Origin of the sequence: Rhodanobacter glycinis (assembly GCF_900114325.1) — a bacterium.
GTDB classification, from domain to species: domain Bacteria; phylum Pseudomonadota; class Gammaproteobacteria; order Xanthomonadales; family Rhodanobacteraceae; genus Rhodanobacter_A; species Rhodanobacter_A glycinis.
On sequence record NZ_FOSR01000009.1, the window covers coordinates 123,734 to 139,504 of the forward strand.

At 66.5% G+C, this 15,771-nt stretch carries 10 protein-coding genes; 2 read left to right on the forward strand and 8 right to left on the reverse strand.

What is annotated here, in order from left to right; genetic code table 11:
• Positions 1-4: 4 nt before the first annotated feature.
• The 3 genes from tldD to rng all read right to left on the reverse strand — a co-directional run bounded on the left by tldD (position 5) and on the right by rng (position 7,239).
• Positions 5-1,444 (reverse strand): metalloprotease TldD, encoded by a 1,440-nt coding sequence (tldD, locus tag BMY90_RS11275; protein WP_008216119.1) that lies wholly within the window; start codon positions 1,442-1,444, stop codon positions 5-7.
• A gap of 218 nt (positions 1,445-1,662) precedes the next feature.
• Positions 1,663-5,652, reverse strand: a complete 3,990-nt coding sequence (locus BMY90_RS11280; protein WP_092704027.1) for a YhdP family protein — start codon at positions 5,650-5,652, stop codon at positions 1,663-1,665.
• Positions 5,653-5,760: 108 nt separating this feature from the next.
• On the reverse strand, positions 5,761-7,239 hold the full coding sequence (gene rng / locus BMY90_RS11285) for a ribonuclease G (protein WP_092704029.1): 1,479 nt from the start codon (positions 7,237-7,239) through the stop codon (positions 5,761-5,763).
• A 262-nt stretch (positions 7,240-7,501) separates the two neighbouring features.
• Between rng and BMY90_RS11290 the strand changes: the two genes are divergently transcribed.
• Positions 7,502-8,197: a Dph6-related ATP pyrophosphatase gene (locus BMY90_RS11290; RefSeq protein WP_092704031.1), complete on the forward strand. Its 696-nt coding sequence runs from the start codon at positions 7,502-7,504 to the stop codon at positions 8,195-8,197.
• Entirely contained in the window at positions 8,181-8,702 is a 522-nt protein-coding gene (locus BMY90_RS11295; RefSeq protein WP_092704033.1) for a mismatch-specific DNA-glycosylase, read from the forward strand. Before BMY90_RS11290 ends, BMY90_RS11295 begins: the two co-directional genes overlap by 17 nt.
• A 98-nt stretch (positions 8,703-8,800) precedes the next feature.
• Here the strand turns inward: BMY90_RS11295 and BMY90_RS11300 are convergent, their stop codons facing one another.
• The 5 genes from BMY90_RS11300 to kdpB all read right to left on the reverse strand — a co-directional run bounded on the left by BMY90_RS11300 (position 8,801) and on the right by kdpB (position 15,767).
• On the reverse strand, positions 8,801-9,505 hold the full coding sequence (locus BMY90_RS11300; RefSeq protein WP_008208477.1) for a response regulator: 705 nt from the start codon (positions 9,503-9,505) through the stop codon (positions 8,801-8,803).
• A complete protein-coding gene (locus BMY90_RS11305) occupies positions 9,502-12,165 on the reverse strand; it encodes a sensor histidine kinase (RefSeq protein ID WP_092704035.1) in 2,664 nt (887 codons plus the stop codon). The genes BMY90_RS11300 and BMY90_RS11305 overlap by 4 nt, the downstream gene beginning before the upstream one ends.
• Before the next feature lie 26 nt (positions 12,166-12,191).
• On the reverse strand, positions 12,192-12,764 hold the full coding sequence (kdpC, locus tag BMY90_RS11310) for a potassium-transporting ATPase subunit KdpC (RefSeq protein WP_092704037.1): 573 nt from the start codon (positions 12,762-12,764) through the stop codon (positions 12,192-12,194).
• A 73-nt stretch (positions 12,765-12,837) separates the two neighbouring features.
• Positions 12,838-13,650 carry a TorF family putative porin gene (locus BMY90_RS11315; RefSeq protein WP_092704091.1) on the reverse strand — a complete coding sequence of 271 codons (813 nt, stop codon included), beginning with the start codon at positions 13,648-13,650 and terminating at the stop codon, positions 12,838-12,840.
• An 11-nt stretch (positions 13,651-13,661) separates the two neighbouring features.
• Positions 13,662-15,767, reverse strand: coding sequence for a potassium-transporting ATPase subunit KdpB (gene kdpB, locus BMY90_RS11320; protein ID WP_092704039.1), 2,106 nt, complete (start codon positions 15,765-15,767; stop codon positions 13,662-13,664).
• Between the last annotated feature and the right edge of the window lie 4 nt (positions 15,768-15,771).

Here is a 15,771-nt window from a genome sequence, read left to right on the forward strand (position 1 = left end):
GCGCTTACGACGCCGTGCCGCCCACGGTCATCAAGTCGATCTTGAGGGTCGGCTGGCCGACACCGACCGGCACGCTCTGGCCATCCTTGCCACAGACGCCAACGCCGTCGTCCAGCTTCATGTCGTTGCCGATCATGGAGACACGGTTGAGCACTTCGGGGCCGCTGCCGATCAACGTGGCACCCTTCACCGGGCGGGTGATCCTGCCGTCCTCGATCAGGTACGCCTCGCTGGCGGAGAAGGTGAACTTGCCGTTGGTGATGTCGACCTGGCCGCCACCGAAGTTCGGTGCGTACAAGCCCTTCTTCACCGAGCGGATGATTTCTTCCGGATCGGCCTTGCCGCCAAGCATGTAGGTGTTGGTCATGCGCGGCATCGGCAGTTGCGCGAAGGATTCGCGGCGGCCGTTGCCGGTGGGCGCCATGCCCATCAGGCGCGCGTTGAGCTTGTCCTGCATGTAGCCGGTGAGGATGCCGTCCTCGATCAGCGTGGTGCATTCGGTCGGCGTGCCCTCGTCGTCCACGCTGAGCGAGCCGCGGCGACCCTGCAAGGTGCCGTCGTCGACCACGGTGACGCCGGGCGCGGCCACGCGCTGGCCCATGCGGCCGGCGAAGGCGGAACTGCCCTTGCGGTTGAAGTCGCCCTCCAGGCCATGGCCGATCGCCTCGTGCAGCAGCACGCCGGGCCAGCCGGGCCCGAGTACCACGGTCATCTGGCCGGCCGGCGCGTCGACCGCCTCAAGATTCACCAACGCCTGGCGCACGGCCTCGTCGGCAAAGGCCATGGCGCGACCGTTCTCGATCAGCTCGCGATAACCGTAACGACCACCGCCGCCGGCATGGCCCTGCTCGCGGCGGCCGTTGGCTTCGGCGATCACCTGCACGGACAAGCGCACCAGCGGGCGCACGTCGGCGGCCAGGGTGCCGTCGGAGGCGGCGATCAGCACGGTATCCATGGTGGCGGCGAGGCTGACGATGACCTGCTGCACCCGCGGATCGCGCGAGCGCGCATAGGCATCCACTTCGCGCAGCAGCGCGATCTTGTCGGGATTGGGCAGGCTTTCCACCGGATCGATGGCCGGATAGAGCTGGCGCGCCCCGTTCAAGGCCAGCGGCTTGCCGGCACCGTGACCGTCCTGCGCGATGGCGCGCGCGGCGCGCGAGGCGTCCAGCAACTGCGGCAGCACGATCTCGTCGGAATAGGCGAAACCGGTCTTCTCGCCGCTGATCGCACGCACGCCCACACCCTGCTCGATGGAGTGGCTGCCGTCCTTGACGATGCCCTCTTCCAGCAACCACGACTCGCTGCGCGAATGCTGGAAATACAGGTCGGCGGCGTCGATCGACGGCCCCATCAGCTGGGAAAACACGCGATCAAGGTCGCCGGTGGCGAGGCCGCCGGGGGCAAGCAGGCGGTTTTCGGCCTGGGCGATCAGGGAATCCATGGGCGGTACCGGTTGGAGTGTTGGAAAAGCGCGGGAAAGTCGTTGCCGTCATTCCGGCGCAGGCCGGAATCCAGTGAAAATGCCGTGCGAAGCACACGAAACAAGGTGTGTGTGCTTCGCACGAGTACCTGACTAAATTCCAGCCTTCGCTGGAATGACGGCGTCATGAGATGGAGATATGGGCGAAAAGTGAAGCTTAAAGCCTGCGCGTGGCGCGATCACGGCGGACCGCCGGCTGAAGCGGCTGCGGCTGGCGTGGTTCCGGTACCCCGCGTCGTGGCCGGCGGCGCCACCGGCTGAGTGGCCGCCGGTTGCGCCGGCGCGGAACTTGCCGGCCGGGACGGCGTGGAAATGGCCGGTGCCGGCGCGGCGCTTCCGGATGGTGCGGGTACCGCCTGTGACGTCGGCAAATCGCGCTTTTCCACCAGGGTCATCACCGGCTTGGACCAGCTGCCGGTGACGTGATAACGGCGCAACGCGGCATGGTTCAAGCCCTTGCCGAGCAGACCCTGCACGGCAAGCCCGGCCGCCACGCCTACCGGTCCGGCCACTACCGCGCCGACCACCGGCAGGCTGTTGCCCAGATGCGGTACCACGGTCACCTGCTGGTCGTAGTCCTTCGCGCGCAGGCCGGTGCGCCCATCGATGCTGATTTCGGCGGCGGGGCCGCGGATCTTCAGGTTGTGGGTCACCGCATTGCCGTTGGCCAGGGCGAAGTCGCCGGTGATCGAGTCGAAGCCCAACCCCTTGCCGAACACGTCGCCGAAATCCAGCGATAGCCGCCGCGGCAATTCGCCCACCGAAATCAGGCCGAACAGGCGCCCCACGCCTGGTGCCAGGTCGGGAATGCGTCCGTTGCTGACGTCGATGCTGAGCTTGCCGTCCATGTTCGCCAGTTCGAGCGACGATGGCGCACCGGGCCATGTGGCATCCAGCTCGTCATGCGTCTTGCCGCCGCTGAAGATGTGATCGAAACCGAACGCGGAAAGCATGTCGCCAAGGTTGTCGGCGGCAAAGTCGATGCGCATGTGGGTGTGGCTGTTGGTGGCAGTGCCGTCCCAGTTGCCGCTTCCGCTGACCTGCACGCTGCGCGACAACGCCCGCAACTGGTCGATGTGCATGCCTTTCGCCGTCGGCCAGGTTTCCAGCCGCGCCTGGCCGAGGTTGGCGTCGCCCAGCCGCAGGTCCCCCACCACCATGTGCAACGGCGGCAGCGCGGCGGGATTGATGCCGGTGTTGGCCGGATCGGATGCAGGGGTGGTCGTTCCCTTGCCGTTGCCGGTCGAGAAGGTTTCCTTGGGCCAGTACAGCCGCTTCAGCCGTGCGGTGATGCCGCGTTTGCTCAAGTCGGTCGTCGGCACGTCGAAATGGCCGGACATGGCCTTGCTGTCGACATCGATGCCCAACGTGTCGCCCTTCGGAACGGCCTTGATCTGCATGCTCGCGAAATCGTGGCCGAACAAGCGGGCATGGCTGGCACCGATGTCGATGCTTTCCAGCCCCGGTCCGCCACTGCTGTTGCCTGCCATCGAGTACTGCACCCAACCGGTGACATCGAGCTGGTCGGCCTGGCCACGTATACGCAGCCCCTTGATCGGCAACGTGTCGAGCGCCGGCATCTGAGTGCCAAAAGCCAGGGTGGCCGCCAAGGGCTGCTGCTCGCCGGCAGGCAGGCGGAAACGTCCGCGCATCGCATCGCCCATGGCCACCTGCAGGTCGCTGCCGGCCACCGGCATGCTCATCGACAGATGCAGCGGCAAACCGGTGTCGGCGGGGGCCTTTTTCAACGGCACGGGAAAATCGAGCGCGATGCCGGTCAGCGGCGAGTCGACGCTCAAGGTCTGCGCCACGGGGCCATTGCCACCGGCCGGCTTGGTGATGTCGAAGCCGATGCTGAAATCACTCTTGCCGTGCGCAATGTCGCCAAGCCAGCTCAACTGCGGGTAGCCCTGCAGCAATTCGGCCACGCTGTAATTGCCGCTGAGCTTTGCCGACACCACGGTGGATGGATCACCGGTGGCACCGGCAATCGCGAGGTCGAGCGTGGACGGCTCGCCGCGGGCACTGCCGGTCAGCGGACCGGCGTGGAAACCGTGGCCATCGAAGGTCGCCGGGCCGCTGAGCTTGTCCAGCTTCAGGCTCCAGTCCGGCGCATTCACGTCCATGTCCTTGAACTGCGCGTTGCCCGCCAGGGTGAAGTTCGCCGCGTCGGCCAGCGGCAGCGACAAGTGGAAGTTGAAACTGCTGCTGCCGCCCAGCTTGAACTTGGACAGCACATCGGCCTGGCGACTGCCGATCGGACTCTTGCGCACGAAATCCAGCAGGTTGGCACTGCTGCCGCCGCCGTTGATGTTGAGATCGAGCACGCCATGGCCGAAGTCGGGAATCAGCGCTACCGCCTTGTCCACCTTCACGCCCAGCGACTGCCCCGCATCGGCCTGCACCAGCATGCTGTTGTCGATGAAATACGCGGTGGCATGGATGCCCTGGGCCTGCGGCCAGTCCTTGCCGTAATCGAAGGTCAGGTCGCTGAGCTCGGCATGGGCTTCGAAGCGCCCTTCGTTGTGATGGAACGGCCAGTCCTTCAGGTCGCCGCGCACCAGCACGTCAGCGTCGTCCACGGTGCCACTGACCAGCGCGTCATCCAGCCACTTCACGGTGCCCGCCGGCATCGCGTTGATCGGCCAGAACAGCTTGGCTGCCGCGGTATCGGCATGCGCAAGGTGCACGTACATGTCCAGGAACGGGGCGCCGCCCGCGTCGTGCAGGTCCATCTCGCCACGCGCCGAACCGCCGAAGCCTTGCCCTTCGAAATCCAGCCCGGCCACGCCGATGTGCCAATCGCCATCGCCCTGCCAGAACGCCAGTGTGCCGCCCAGCTTCGCCATCACGAACGGCTGGCGGAACACATGCGGGAAACGCAGCGTGGTGGCTTGCGCCGGCAGCTCCAGCGAGATCGCCTCGGCATCGCCACGCAGCGTGCCCTGCAGACGATCCACACCCGGCAGTGTGCCGGCGGCATCGATGCCAAGGTCGTTGAAATCCACCGTCAGCGATTGCAATCCGGCGGCCTGGCTCCAGCGCAGCGAGGCGTCTTCCAGCAAACCGTGCGGATGGCCCTGGCCCAGCCAATCGGCCAATGCCGGCGAGAGTTTCGGCTTCAGCGCCAGCCACGGCAGCAAGGGAGCCAGTTGCAAATCGCTTGCAGCAGCCGCGATGCTGGCCTGCGGCGTGCCCGGGTGCAGCAGGTTCAGCGCCAGCGCGCCGGAGGTGTCGCCAGCCCAGCGCAGCGCATAACCGCCGGGAATGCCGCGCACGTCGGCCGTGGCATGCACCGACGGCACGCTGGCCTTGCCGCCCTGCGGGTTGCCAACCACTACATCGGTGAGGTCGAGTCGGGCCAGGCTGCGCACCACCTTGCCGCGCTTCCAGTCCAGCCAGGTGGACACGCTGCCATAGCCGGCATCCACCTGGTACCCACCCATGTCGATGCCGTCAAGCAGTTTGTGCAGGTCGGCATCATGCGCCGACAGCCACAAGCGTCCGCTGCTGCCGTCGTCGCGGAAGCGCCCCGCACCGCGCACGTTGCCAGCCGCGTCCACCCGGTGCAGCAGCGCGCCGACGCGGATCGTGCTGCCCTGCCGGCTCAACCGCAGTGCATCGGCAATCAGGGTGTAGTGCTTGTCGGTGCGTGCATCGGCGATGTCCAGCCGTACATCGCTCAACCACAGCCCCAGCGACAAGCGCCCGAACGAGGTGGATTGTCGATCCTTGCCACCGGCCACGCCGATGCCGTTGACGTGCCACGCGCCATCGGCATCATGGCTGAGGTCGAGCTGCAGGCCGCGCGCACGCAAATTGAGCAGATGCCGCGACGGCAGCAGCCAGCCACCGAAGTCGAGTTTCAGCGCCGCCTGGGGAATATGCAGCGGACTGCCGGTTTCACCTGGACCCACGCCGATGGTGACGTCGTGCATCACGAACAGCGGCCCGGACGGCTGCCAGCGCCCTTCCAGCGAATTGAAGCTGACCGGTCGATGCAACCGCTCGCTGAGCTGTGCGGCCACCCACTGCGGATGACGCGCCAGCAGCGGCAACAGCACCTGCGCCAGCGCCGCCGAGATCGCCAGCACGATCACCAGTACGCCAGCCGTCCAGCCCAGCGCCCGCGCGCAGCGGTGCAGGCAGTGTTGCCACGACACGTTCATGCCCGGAGGTCTCTACCGGATCCGGCAAACCTGTTCATGCTCGCGAACCTTCCCTGTCCCGCCCGTACACGGCTTCCGGCGCAATGCAGCCGGGGGCCACGAACGGGCTCAAAGCAAGACAACATCAAACTGTTCCTGTGAATAATGCTCTTCAGCCTGAAAGCGTATGCTTTTGGAGATGAACTCTTCCAGTTCGGCCACGGCAATGGATTCATCTTCCAGAATCCGGTTGACCACGTTGGGGCTGGCCATCACCAGCAGTTTCTCGGCATTGAACTGGCGCACCGCACGGGTGATCTCGCGGAAAATCTCGTAGGTCACCGTCTCGGCGGTCTTCATCGTGCCGCGACCGGCGCAGACCGGGCACGGCTCGCACAGCTGGCGCTCCAGGCTCTCGGTGGTGCGCTTGCGGGTCATCTCGACCAGGCCCAGCGCCGACATCGGATACACCGTGGTCTTGGCGTGGTCGCGCGCCAGGCCTTTTTCCAGCATGCGCAGCACCTGGCGACGATGTTCCTCGTCCACCATGTCGATGAAGTCGATGATGATGATGCCGCCCAGGTTGCGCAGCCGCAGCTGCCGTGCCGCCGCCTGCGCCGCCTCCAGATTGGTGCGGTAGACGGTTTCTTCCAGGTTGCGCGAGCCGACGTAGCCGCCGGTGTTCACGTCGATGGTGGTCATCGCCTCGGTCTGGTCGACGATCAGGTAGCCGCCGGACTTCAGCGGCACCTCCTTTCTCAGCGCGCGCTGCATCTCGTCCTCGGCGCCGTACAGGTCGAAGATCGGCCGCTCGCCGTCGTAATGCTCCACGCGGTCGTCCAGGCTGGGCATGAACTTGTGCACGAACTTGACCACCTTCTCGAAGGTTTCGCGTGAATCCACGCGCACCTTCTCGATGCCCTCGTTGAGCGAGTCGCGCAGGCTGCGCAGCGGCAGCGACAACTCCTCGTACACGCGCTCACCCACTTTCGCCCGGGCGATGTTCTCCTGCACCACGCGCCAGACCTTGCCCAGGTAGGTCACGTCGAAGGCCAGCGATTCGGCGCTCTGCCCTTCGGCATTGGTGCGCACGATGTAGCCCAACGGGTTCTCGCCGATCAGCGGGGTCAGCACGTCCTTCAGGCGCTGGCGTTCGACCTCGTCCTCGATCCGCGCGGAAATGCCCAGCGTCTTCGCATGCGGCAGCAGCACCAGGTAGCGCGACGGAATCGACAGGTGCGCGGACAGCCGCGCGCCCTTGGTGCTGATCGGGTCCTTCACCACCTGCACCACGATTTCCTGGCCTTCGTGCACCAGCTCGCTGATCGACGGCACATGGCCATTGCCGTGCCCATTGGGCTCGACGCCCTCGGGCAGGGTCGGCCGCACGATGTCCGAGGCGTGCAGGAACGCCGCCCGTTCCAACCCGATCTCCACGAACACCGCCTGCATGCCCGGCATCACCCGTTGCACGCGCCCCTTGTAGATGTTGCCGACATAGCCCCGCCGGGAAGCACGTTCGACGTGCACCTCCTGCAACATGCCATTCTCGACCACCCCGACGCGGGTTTCGCGCGGAGTCACGTTGATCAGGATTTCTTCGCTCACCGGACACTCCAACTCAATGTCCACCTTTATAGCGGCAGCGTGCGCAAACTGTCGATGCGCACTGCACGGTCCGCTGCTCCGGCAACCGCAGGGCGGTGCCACGTCACTTCCAGGCACAGGGTGAAAGCGCCCCGACGCGACCAAGCTGAACGAACCGAGCAGAGCATCCCGGGCCATCCGCCGGTCGTTCGCATACCGACCGGTTCAGTTACCACGTGCGGCGCGACTGAAGCTGGCCACGCTGCCGGGTTAAAGTGGCCGGATGAACCGTACCCCGATCATCCTCGCCTGGAGTGGCGGCAAGGACTGCCTGATGGCCTTGCAGCGGCTGCGCGCCGATCCGCAATGGCAACTGGTGGGCCTGCTCACCACGGTCAACCGCACCTACGGCCGGATTGCCATGCACGGCATTCGCCACGATGTGCTGCTGGCCCAGGCCGACGCGCTCGGGCTGCCGCTGATCGAGGCCGCGATGGACTGGCCCGGCAGCAACGAAGCCTATGAAGACGCCCATGCCGCCGCCTTGGCCGAAGCACAGCAACGCTGGCCCGGCCTGCGCTACTGCGCGTTCGGCGATCTGTTCCTGGAAGACGTGCGCGATTACCGCATCCGCCAGCTCGGCCGCGGCGGCTGGCGCGCGCACTTTCCGCTATGGGGCGAGGACACCACCGCCCTGTCGCAGCGCCTTGTCGCCGAGGGCCACCGTGCCGCGCTGTGTTGCGTGGATACGCAGCAGCTCGACGCCAGCCATTGCGGCCGCGATTTCGACCGTGCGCTGCTCGACGCATTGCCCAGCGGCGTCGACCCCTGCGGCGAGCGCGGCGAGTTCCACACCATCAGCTTCGGCGGTCCGCTGTTCCGCCATCCGCTGAAACTGCGTCGTGGCGAATCCGTGCTGCGCGACGGACGCTTCCAGTTCACCGACTTCCTGCTCGACGACGATGCCGCGCAGGCTTGAAGCACCGATTCTTCCGGACGTGCTGCAAGCCGGGTTGACACTGGTGTTCTGCGGCACCGCGGCCGGCAAGCGTTCCGCCGCCGAAGGCGCTTACTACGCCCACCCCGGCAACCTGTTCTGGCGTGCGCTGTTCGAAGCCAGCCTCACCCCGCGCCAGTTCGCGCCACACGAATTCCCCTGCCTGCCCGACTACGGCATCGGCCTTACCGACCTGGCCAAGCGCCATAGCGGCAACGACAACGAGCTGCCGCGCGACGCCTTCGACGTGCCTTCACTCATCGCCAAGATCGAACGCCACGCGCCACGCCTGCTCGCCTTCACCAGCAAGAACGCGGCGCGCGCCGGGCTTGGCCACGCCATCGCCCATTATGGTTTGCAGGACGAGACCATCGGCACGACCCGCGTGTTCGTGCTGCCCTCACCCTCGGGACAGGCACGTGGGCACTGGAGCATCGCACCGTGGCGCGCACTGGCAACGCAATTCGCCCTTGAACGCCCCCGGTGACCGCGCCATCCCGTGATCGCTGCCAGTCTTCGGGTGTACGGAAACACGTCATGCGCCGATGATCGCTTCGGCATCCACCTCGCGCCGACGTTCCGCCATCACTCCTGCAGCAGGAATCGATAACCCACGCCCGGCTCCGTCTTCAACCAGCGCGGCGCAGCCGCATCGTCGCCGAGTTTCTGGCGCAGCTTGCCCAGCACGATGCGCAGGTAGTGGGTGTCCTGCACGTGGCTGGCGCCCCATATCTCGCGCAGCAGATGCTGCTGGCTGACCACGCGGCCGGCATGTTGCAACAACATGGCAAGCACGGCGTATTCCTTGCGGGTCAGCGAGAGCGGCGTGCCATCGAGCAGCACCTCGCGGCGCACCTGGTCGATCACCAGACGGCCGTCGTCGTAGCGCGGCGGCATGTCCGACGACTCGCCCACCGTGACCTGCCGGCGCAGCAAGGCGCGCAGACGCGCCATCAATTCCTGGATGCCGAACGGCTTGGTCACGTAATCGTTGGCGCCGTTGTCCAGCGCGCGCACCTTCTCGCTTTCGGCATCGCGCACCGACAGCATCAACACGGGTACCTGACTCCACTGGCGCAGCTCGGCCAGCACCTCGTGACCTTCGCGGTCGGGCAAGCCCAGGTCGAGGATGACCAGGTCGGGCGACTGTGTGGCTGCCAGCGCCAGGCCTTCGACGGCGGTGCCGGCCAGCAGCACCTGATAGCCCTCGGCGCGCAGGCCGATGTCGAGGAAACGACGGATCTGCACCTCGTCGTCGATCACCAGCACACGCGGGGAAGAGGCATTCATGGATTCGGCTCGGGCGCCGCCGGCAGCGGCAAGGCGATGCGAATGGTGGTGCCACCGGCCTCGCCCGGCAAGGCTTCCACATTGCCGCCATGCGCACCGATCATGCCGCGGCAAATGGCCAGGCCAAGGCCGGTGCCTTGCGGCGCGCGGTCGCCGCGGGCCACCGAATAGAACATGTCGAAGATGCGCGCGCGTTCGTCTTCGGGAATGCCGGGGCCGCGATCGCTGACATCGATATGCAACTGCTCGCCCGCGACATGCACGCCGACGCGCACCGGCTCATCGGGGGGCGAGAAGCGCGCGGCATTTTCAAGGATGTTGAACAGCGCCTGTTCGATCAGCGCCGGGTGCACGTACAGCAGCAACGTGTCGGACGGCAACGCGGTATCCAGGCGCAACTCGGGGAACAGTTTGCGCAGGCGCGTCACGGCGGCAGCGACGATCTCGGCGACGTCGACCCAGTCGCGATTGAGCTTGAGCGTGCCGTGGCCGAGCCGGGTCATGTCGAGCAGGTTCTGGATGTAGCGATCCAGCCGCTGGCCTTCGCCGAGGATCGCGTCCAGCAGTTGCTGGCGTTCCTCGCGCGGCAGTTGTTCCGCGTAACTGGACAGCGTACCGGCCGCGCCGATCATCGACGCCAGCGGCGAGCGCAAGTCGTGCGAGACCGACGACAGCAGCGCGTTGCGCAGGCGTTCGGTCTCGCCCTGCACGCGCGCAGTCTCCAGCTCTCCGGCCAGCCGCGCACGCTCCAGTGCCTGGCCGATGTCCTGTGCCATCGCGAATGCCAGGTTGCGCCGATCCGGATCAGGCTCGCGTTCGCCCGATCCGAAACGCAGCGCGGCCACGCCAAGGCGCCGGTCCTCGCTACCCAGTGGCAGCATCCAGCAGGCGGCGCCATTGAGCGTCCCGGTAAAACGCCCCGCAGCCTCGGCATGCTGCTCGCACCAGTCGGCGGCGGCACTGTCCTGCACCGACAATTCGAATGCATGCGGCGCCATGGCCTCCGGCTGCAGCACCTGCGCCGGATCGCGCGCAAGGATCGCGGCATCCACACCCAGTGCCTGCGCCAGCGCTCGCGCACCCGCCTGACGGACACCGTTGGCATCAGCACTGACCGACAGGCGCTGGCCCAGTTCGACCATCACGCGGGCCCGTGCCTGGGCCATGTGCAAGGACTCCACCTGGCTGGCCACGCGCGTAGCCAGCCGACTGCAGACCAGCGCCGCGACAAAGAACAGGCACACCGTCAACACGTCGTCCGCATTGGCGATCGCCAGCGTGTAGCGCGGCGGCGCGAAGAAGAAGTTGTCGCCAAGAAAACAGAGTATGGCCGTATAGACGGCTACCGCCATGCGCGTTCTTACCGCAACGACCAATACCGCCGTCAGGAAGACCAGCGACAGGTTCGCCACCGACAGGTAGAGCTCGGCAAAGAAGGCAATGCCGAGGGCCGCGAAGGTGGTCAACGTGGCCTGCAGGTATTCCGCGCGCGAGCCGAGGCCGCCTGGCAGGTGCGCCCGACGCCGTGCACGCGCGCGCTCCGCCGGCGTGGCGATGATGGTCAGTTCAAGATGGATGCCGCGACGCAGCAGTTGCTGGGTCAACGAGCGGCCGAGCATGCGTGCGATCGGCCGCTCGCGCGTGCGGCCGAGGATGATCTGGCCCACGCCCTCGCGATCGGCACAGGCCAGCAATTCATCCGCGATACCGTGGCCGCGCAGGATGATCGTGTCCCCGCCGAGCCGGCGCGCCAGCCGCGTCGCCGCCTCGATGCATTCGCGGCGGACCGGGTCGACGACGCCACCGGTGTCGACGTAAGCCACGCTCCATGGCGCCCCTCGCCGCTCGGCGATGCGCCGCGCCACGCGCACCAGGTATTCACTCTGCGGATGACCGTCGATGGCCGCCAGCACGCGGCGACGCACCGGCATGGCGCTGCCGCGCGCCAGCATGTGTTCGCGCAGGTCACTCTCGACATGCGAGGCCACCGTATCCACCGCCAGTTCGCGCAACGCGGCGAGATTGGTCGGCGCGAAGAACGCGTCCAGCGCCACCGCGGCGGTCTCCGGCATGTATACCTTGCCCTGCTTGAGCCGCGCGATCAGCTCGCGCGGCGGCAGGTCGACCAGCATGATGTCGCGCGCGCGATCGAGGAAAGCATCAGGCACCGTTTCGCGCACGGTAATGCCGGTGATGCGGCGTACCTGGTCGTTGAGGCTTTCCAGGTGCTGCACGTTGAGCGCGGTGTAGACCTCGATGCCGGCATCGAGCAGTTCGGCAATGTCCTGCCAGCGCCGCTCGTGACGGCTGCCCGGCATGTTCCGATGGGCCAGCTCGTCCACCAGCAGCACGGCCGGCTTGCGCGCCAGCGCCGCATCGAGGTCGAATTCCTCCAGGTCGCGATCCCGATGCCGCACCACGCGACGCGGCAGCAGCTCCATGCCCTCCAGCAAGGCCGCGGTTTCCGTGCGCCCATGCGTCTCGACCAACCCCACCACCACGTCCACGCCCTGCCGCCTCAGCTCGCGCGCAGCCGAAAGCATGGCGTAGGTCTTGCCCACGCCGGGCGCCGCGCCGAGGAAGACTTTCAGGCGCTGCTGCGCTTCCTCGCGCGTGGTGCTGAGCAAGGCATCGGCGCGAACCTCGCGGGCATCGCTCATGGGCAACCACCGTTCATGGGGAGACTTTACCGCAATGCATCCAAGGCAAGATTCAGCTCCAGCACATTCACTCGCGGCTCACCCAGCACGCCGAGCTGACGGCCGCTGGTGTACTCGCGGACCAGTGACTGCACCCGTGCGACCGGCAAGCCGCGCAAGCGTGCCACGCGCGCTAGCTGGTACTGCGCGGCGGCCGGGCTGATCTGCGGATCGAGACCACTGCCGGACGCGGTGACCAGGTCCACCGGCACCGGCGCATGGTTGCCGGGGTCCGCGTTATGCAAGGCATCGATACGCTGTTTTATCGCCGCGGTCAGCGCCGGATTCGAGGGGCCGAGGTTGGAGCCACCCGAAGCCATGCCGTTATCGGCCATCGGCGTGGTCGCCGACGGTCGGCCCCAGAAGTACTTCGGGTCGGTGAAGGATTGCCCGATCAAGGCGGAGCCGACCGGTCGACCGTCCTTCACGACCAGGCTGCCGTTGGCCTGGCGCGGGAAGATCAACTGGGCCACGCCGGTGACGGCCAGTGGATAGATCAAACCGGTGACCACCGTCATCACCAGCAGCAACAGGAAGGATTGACGCAGTAGCTTGCTCATAAGGATTCCGCTTATCTGGAAAGTGCGGCATGGATGACCGCACGGGGTGCTTCGCGATCGTGGGTTGATCGCACTAGAAATGCCCCTGCAACATCAGGAAGCCACGCGTGCCACCCACGTTGCGCGTATCGCGGGCGTCCAGGAAGCTGGACGTGTGCCGATAGAACGCGGCGTTGCCGGCATGCACCACACCGCCACTCAGCGACCAGTGTCGGTCGAGCTGATAGGCCAGCGTGGCACCGACGTCGCTGTAATCGGGGTCGCGGGTGCCACTGGCCAGTGGCGAGACCAGCGTGGTGGCGTAATGCGTATGCCCCGCATGCAAGGCCAGGCTCCAGCGCTCGCCAAGCGGAATGGCGACATCCAGTTGCAGATAACCGCTGCCCTTCGAATCGCCACGATAGCCCTGCTCCATGTCGATGCCGAAATAATCGGTAAGTGCCCGGTTGTACTTCAGCGTGAGCCACTTCCAGCCCAGCGCAGCATTCGCCTCGACGGTATTCAGCGAACGCGGGGCGAGTCCGGCGTGGTCGAGGTTGGCGCCGGGATAGAGATAACCGTAGAGCCCGGCGCGCCACGACCAGTCGCCGCCGATCGCATGGCCATAGCTGGCGTAGAGATCGAGCTCCATCGAACCGCCGGGGTAGCTGCGGTCGCTGATGCTCGAACCCCAGAAACCGGCGGCAAAGCCATTCGGGCTGGCGTAGTCGGCGCCGCCCTGGATCGCGGGATGACCCCAGCTCTGGGTCAGGCCGCGGAACATGTAGTCGGTGACCAGCGCGACATTGCCGCTCACCGGAGCGACCGGTGCATCTTCCGCCAACGCGCCGCCGTCGACGACGGATCCCAGCAACACCACGCTCATCACGCATCTGGATAACGACATGGCCATCTCCTTCAGGACAGTCCAAGCGCGACCAGCAACATGTCGATCAGCTTGATGCCGACGAACGGCACCATCACGCCGCCCAGTCCGTACACCAGCAGGTTGCGGCGCAGCAGCGCGGCGGCGCCGAGTGCGCGGTACTTCACGCCCTTCAGCGCCAGCGGGATCAGGAAGATGATGATCAGCGCGTTGAAGATCACCGCCGACAGAATCGCGCTGCGCGGCGTGGCCAGGTGCATCACGTTGAGCGCGTTGAGCGCCGGGTACGTGGTGGCGAACGCGGCCGGGATGATCGCGAAATACTTGGCGATGTCGTTGGCGATGGAGAACGTGGTCAGCGAACCGCGGGTGATCAGCATCTGCTTGCCGATCGCCACCACCTCGATCAACTTGGTCGGATTCGAGTCGAGGTCGACCATGTTGCCGGCTTCCTTCGCCGCCTGCGTGCCGGTATTCATCGCCACCGCCACGTCGGCCTGGGCCAGCGCCGGCGCATCGTTGGTGCCATCGCCGCACATCGCCACCAGGCGGTTCTCCGCCTGCAGGTCGCGGATCAGCTTGAGCTTGGCTTCCGGCGTAGCCTCGGCGAGGAAGTCGTCGACGCCGGCTTCTGCGGCAATGGCGGCTGCCGTGAGCGGATTGTCGCCGGTGATCATCACCGTCTTGATGCCCATCTTGCGCATCTCGGCGAAGCGCTCCTTGATGCCACCCTTGACGATGTCCTTCAGCTCGATCACGCCCAGCGCGCGGTCGCCCTCGGTGACCAGCAACGGCGTGGCGCCGCGGCGCGCGATGTCTTCGGCCATGCGTTTGACGGCCGATGGAAGCGGCTTGCCAAGCCCATCGAGGTAACGCTCCACCGCATCCAGCGCGCCCTTGCGAATCTTCCGGACGCCGCCGGTCGTGCCTTGGCGCGACAGATCAACTGGCATGTCGACGCCGCTCATGCGCGTTTGCGCGGTGAACGGCACGAACTGCGCATGGCTGGCTTCCGGCAGCTGTTCGCCCAGGCCGAATTTCTCTTTCGCCAACACCACCACGCTGCGCCCTTCCGGCGTCTCGTCGGCCAGCGAGGAAAGCTGGGCCGCCACGGCCAGCGCACGCTCATCGATACCCGGCGCGACATGGAAAGCCACCGCCTGGCGATTGCCCAGAGTGATCGTGCCGGTCTTGTCCAGCAGCAGCACGTCCACGTCGCCAGCCGCTTCCACCGCACGCCCGGAGGTGGCGATCACGTTGGCGCGAATCATCCGATCCATACCGGCGATGCCGATCGCCGAGAGCAGCGCGCCGATCGTGGTCGGGATCAGGCACACCAGCAACGCGATCAGCACCGTCAGCGTGATCGGCTGGCCGATACCGGCGGCCTGCACGCTGTAGATCGAGTACGGCAACAGCGTGGCGCAGGCGAGCAGGAAGATCAGGGTGAACTTGGCCAACAGGATGGTCAGCGCGATCTCGTTCGGCGTCTTGCGCCGCTTGGAGCCTTCCACCATCGCGATCATGCGGTCGAGGAAGCTCGCGCCCGGATCGCTGGTGATGCGCACCACCAGCCAGTCCGACAGCAGCTTGGTGCCGCCGGTGACGGCGCTGCGGTCGCCGCCGGGTTCGCGGATCACCGGTGCCGATTCGCCGGTGATCGCACTCTCGTCCACGCTGGCCGCGCCCACCACCACCTCGCCGTCGCCGGGAATCTGCTCACCCGGCTCGACCAGCACGTGATGCCCGGTGCGCAATTCGCTGGACGGCACGAAGGTGATCGCGGCATGACGGTCGGCCGCCGCCAGCTTCTTCGCGATCACGTCCTTGCGCGAACTGCGCAGCGTATCGGCCTGCGCCTTGCCGCGGCCTTCCGCCAGCGCCTCGGCGAAATTGGCGAACAGCAGGGTGAACCACAGCCACAGGCTCACCAGGAAGATGAAGCCGGTGGGCGCCTCGCCGTGCCCGGCCAGCGCCTGCAACCACAACAACGTGGTCAGCACGCTGCAGACGAACACCACGAACATCACCGGGTTGCGGAACTGCAGCCGCGGCGACAGCTTGCGGAACGCGTCGGCGGCAGCCTTGAGAACCAGCTCGCGATCGAAGCCGCGAACGGTAGCGGTATGCGAAGTCATCGAA

Bases quoted from the DNA above. Each gene is read 5' to 3' on its own strand.
- kdpB (WP_092704039.1), bottom strand. From the start codon at position 15,767: ATGACTTCGCATACCGCTACCGTTCGCGGCTTCGATCGCGAGCTGGTT.
- BMY90_RS11280 (WP_092704027.1), bottom strand. From the start codon at position 5,652: ATGAACGTGTCGTGGCAACACTGCCTGCACCGCTGCGCGCGGGCGCTG.
- BMY90_RS11290 (WP_092704031.1), top strand. From the start codon at position 7,502: ATGAACCGTACCCCGATCATCCTCGCCTGGAGTGGCGGCAAGGACTGC.
- BMY90_RS11300 (WP_008208477.1), bottom strand. From the start codon at position 9,505: ATGAATGCCTCTTCCCCGCGTGTGCTGGTGATCGACGACGAGGTGCAG.
- BMY90_RS11315 (WP_092704091.1), bottom strand. From the start codon at position 13,650: ATGTCGTTATCCAGATGCGTGATGAGCGTGGTGTTGCTGGGATCCGTC.
- tldD (WP_008216119.1), bottom strand. From the start codon at position 1,444: ATGGATTCCCTGATCGCCCAGGCCGAAAACCGCCTGCTTGCCCCCGGC.
- BMY90_RS11305 (WP_092704035.1), bottom strand. From the start codon at position 12,165: ATGAGCGATGCCCGCGAGGTTCGCGCCGATGCCTTGCTCAGCACCACG.
- kdpC (WP_092704037.1), bottom strand. From the start codon at position 12,764: ATGAGCAAGCTACTGCGTCAATCCTTCCTGTTGCTGCTGGTGATGACG.
- BMY90_RS11295 (WP_092704033.1), top strand. From the start codon at position 8,181: ATGCCGCGCAGGCTTGAAGCACCGATTCTTCCGGACGTGCTGCAAGCC.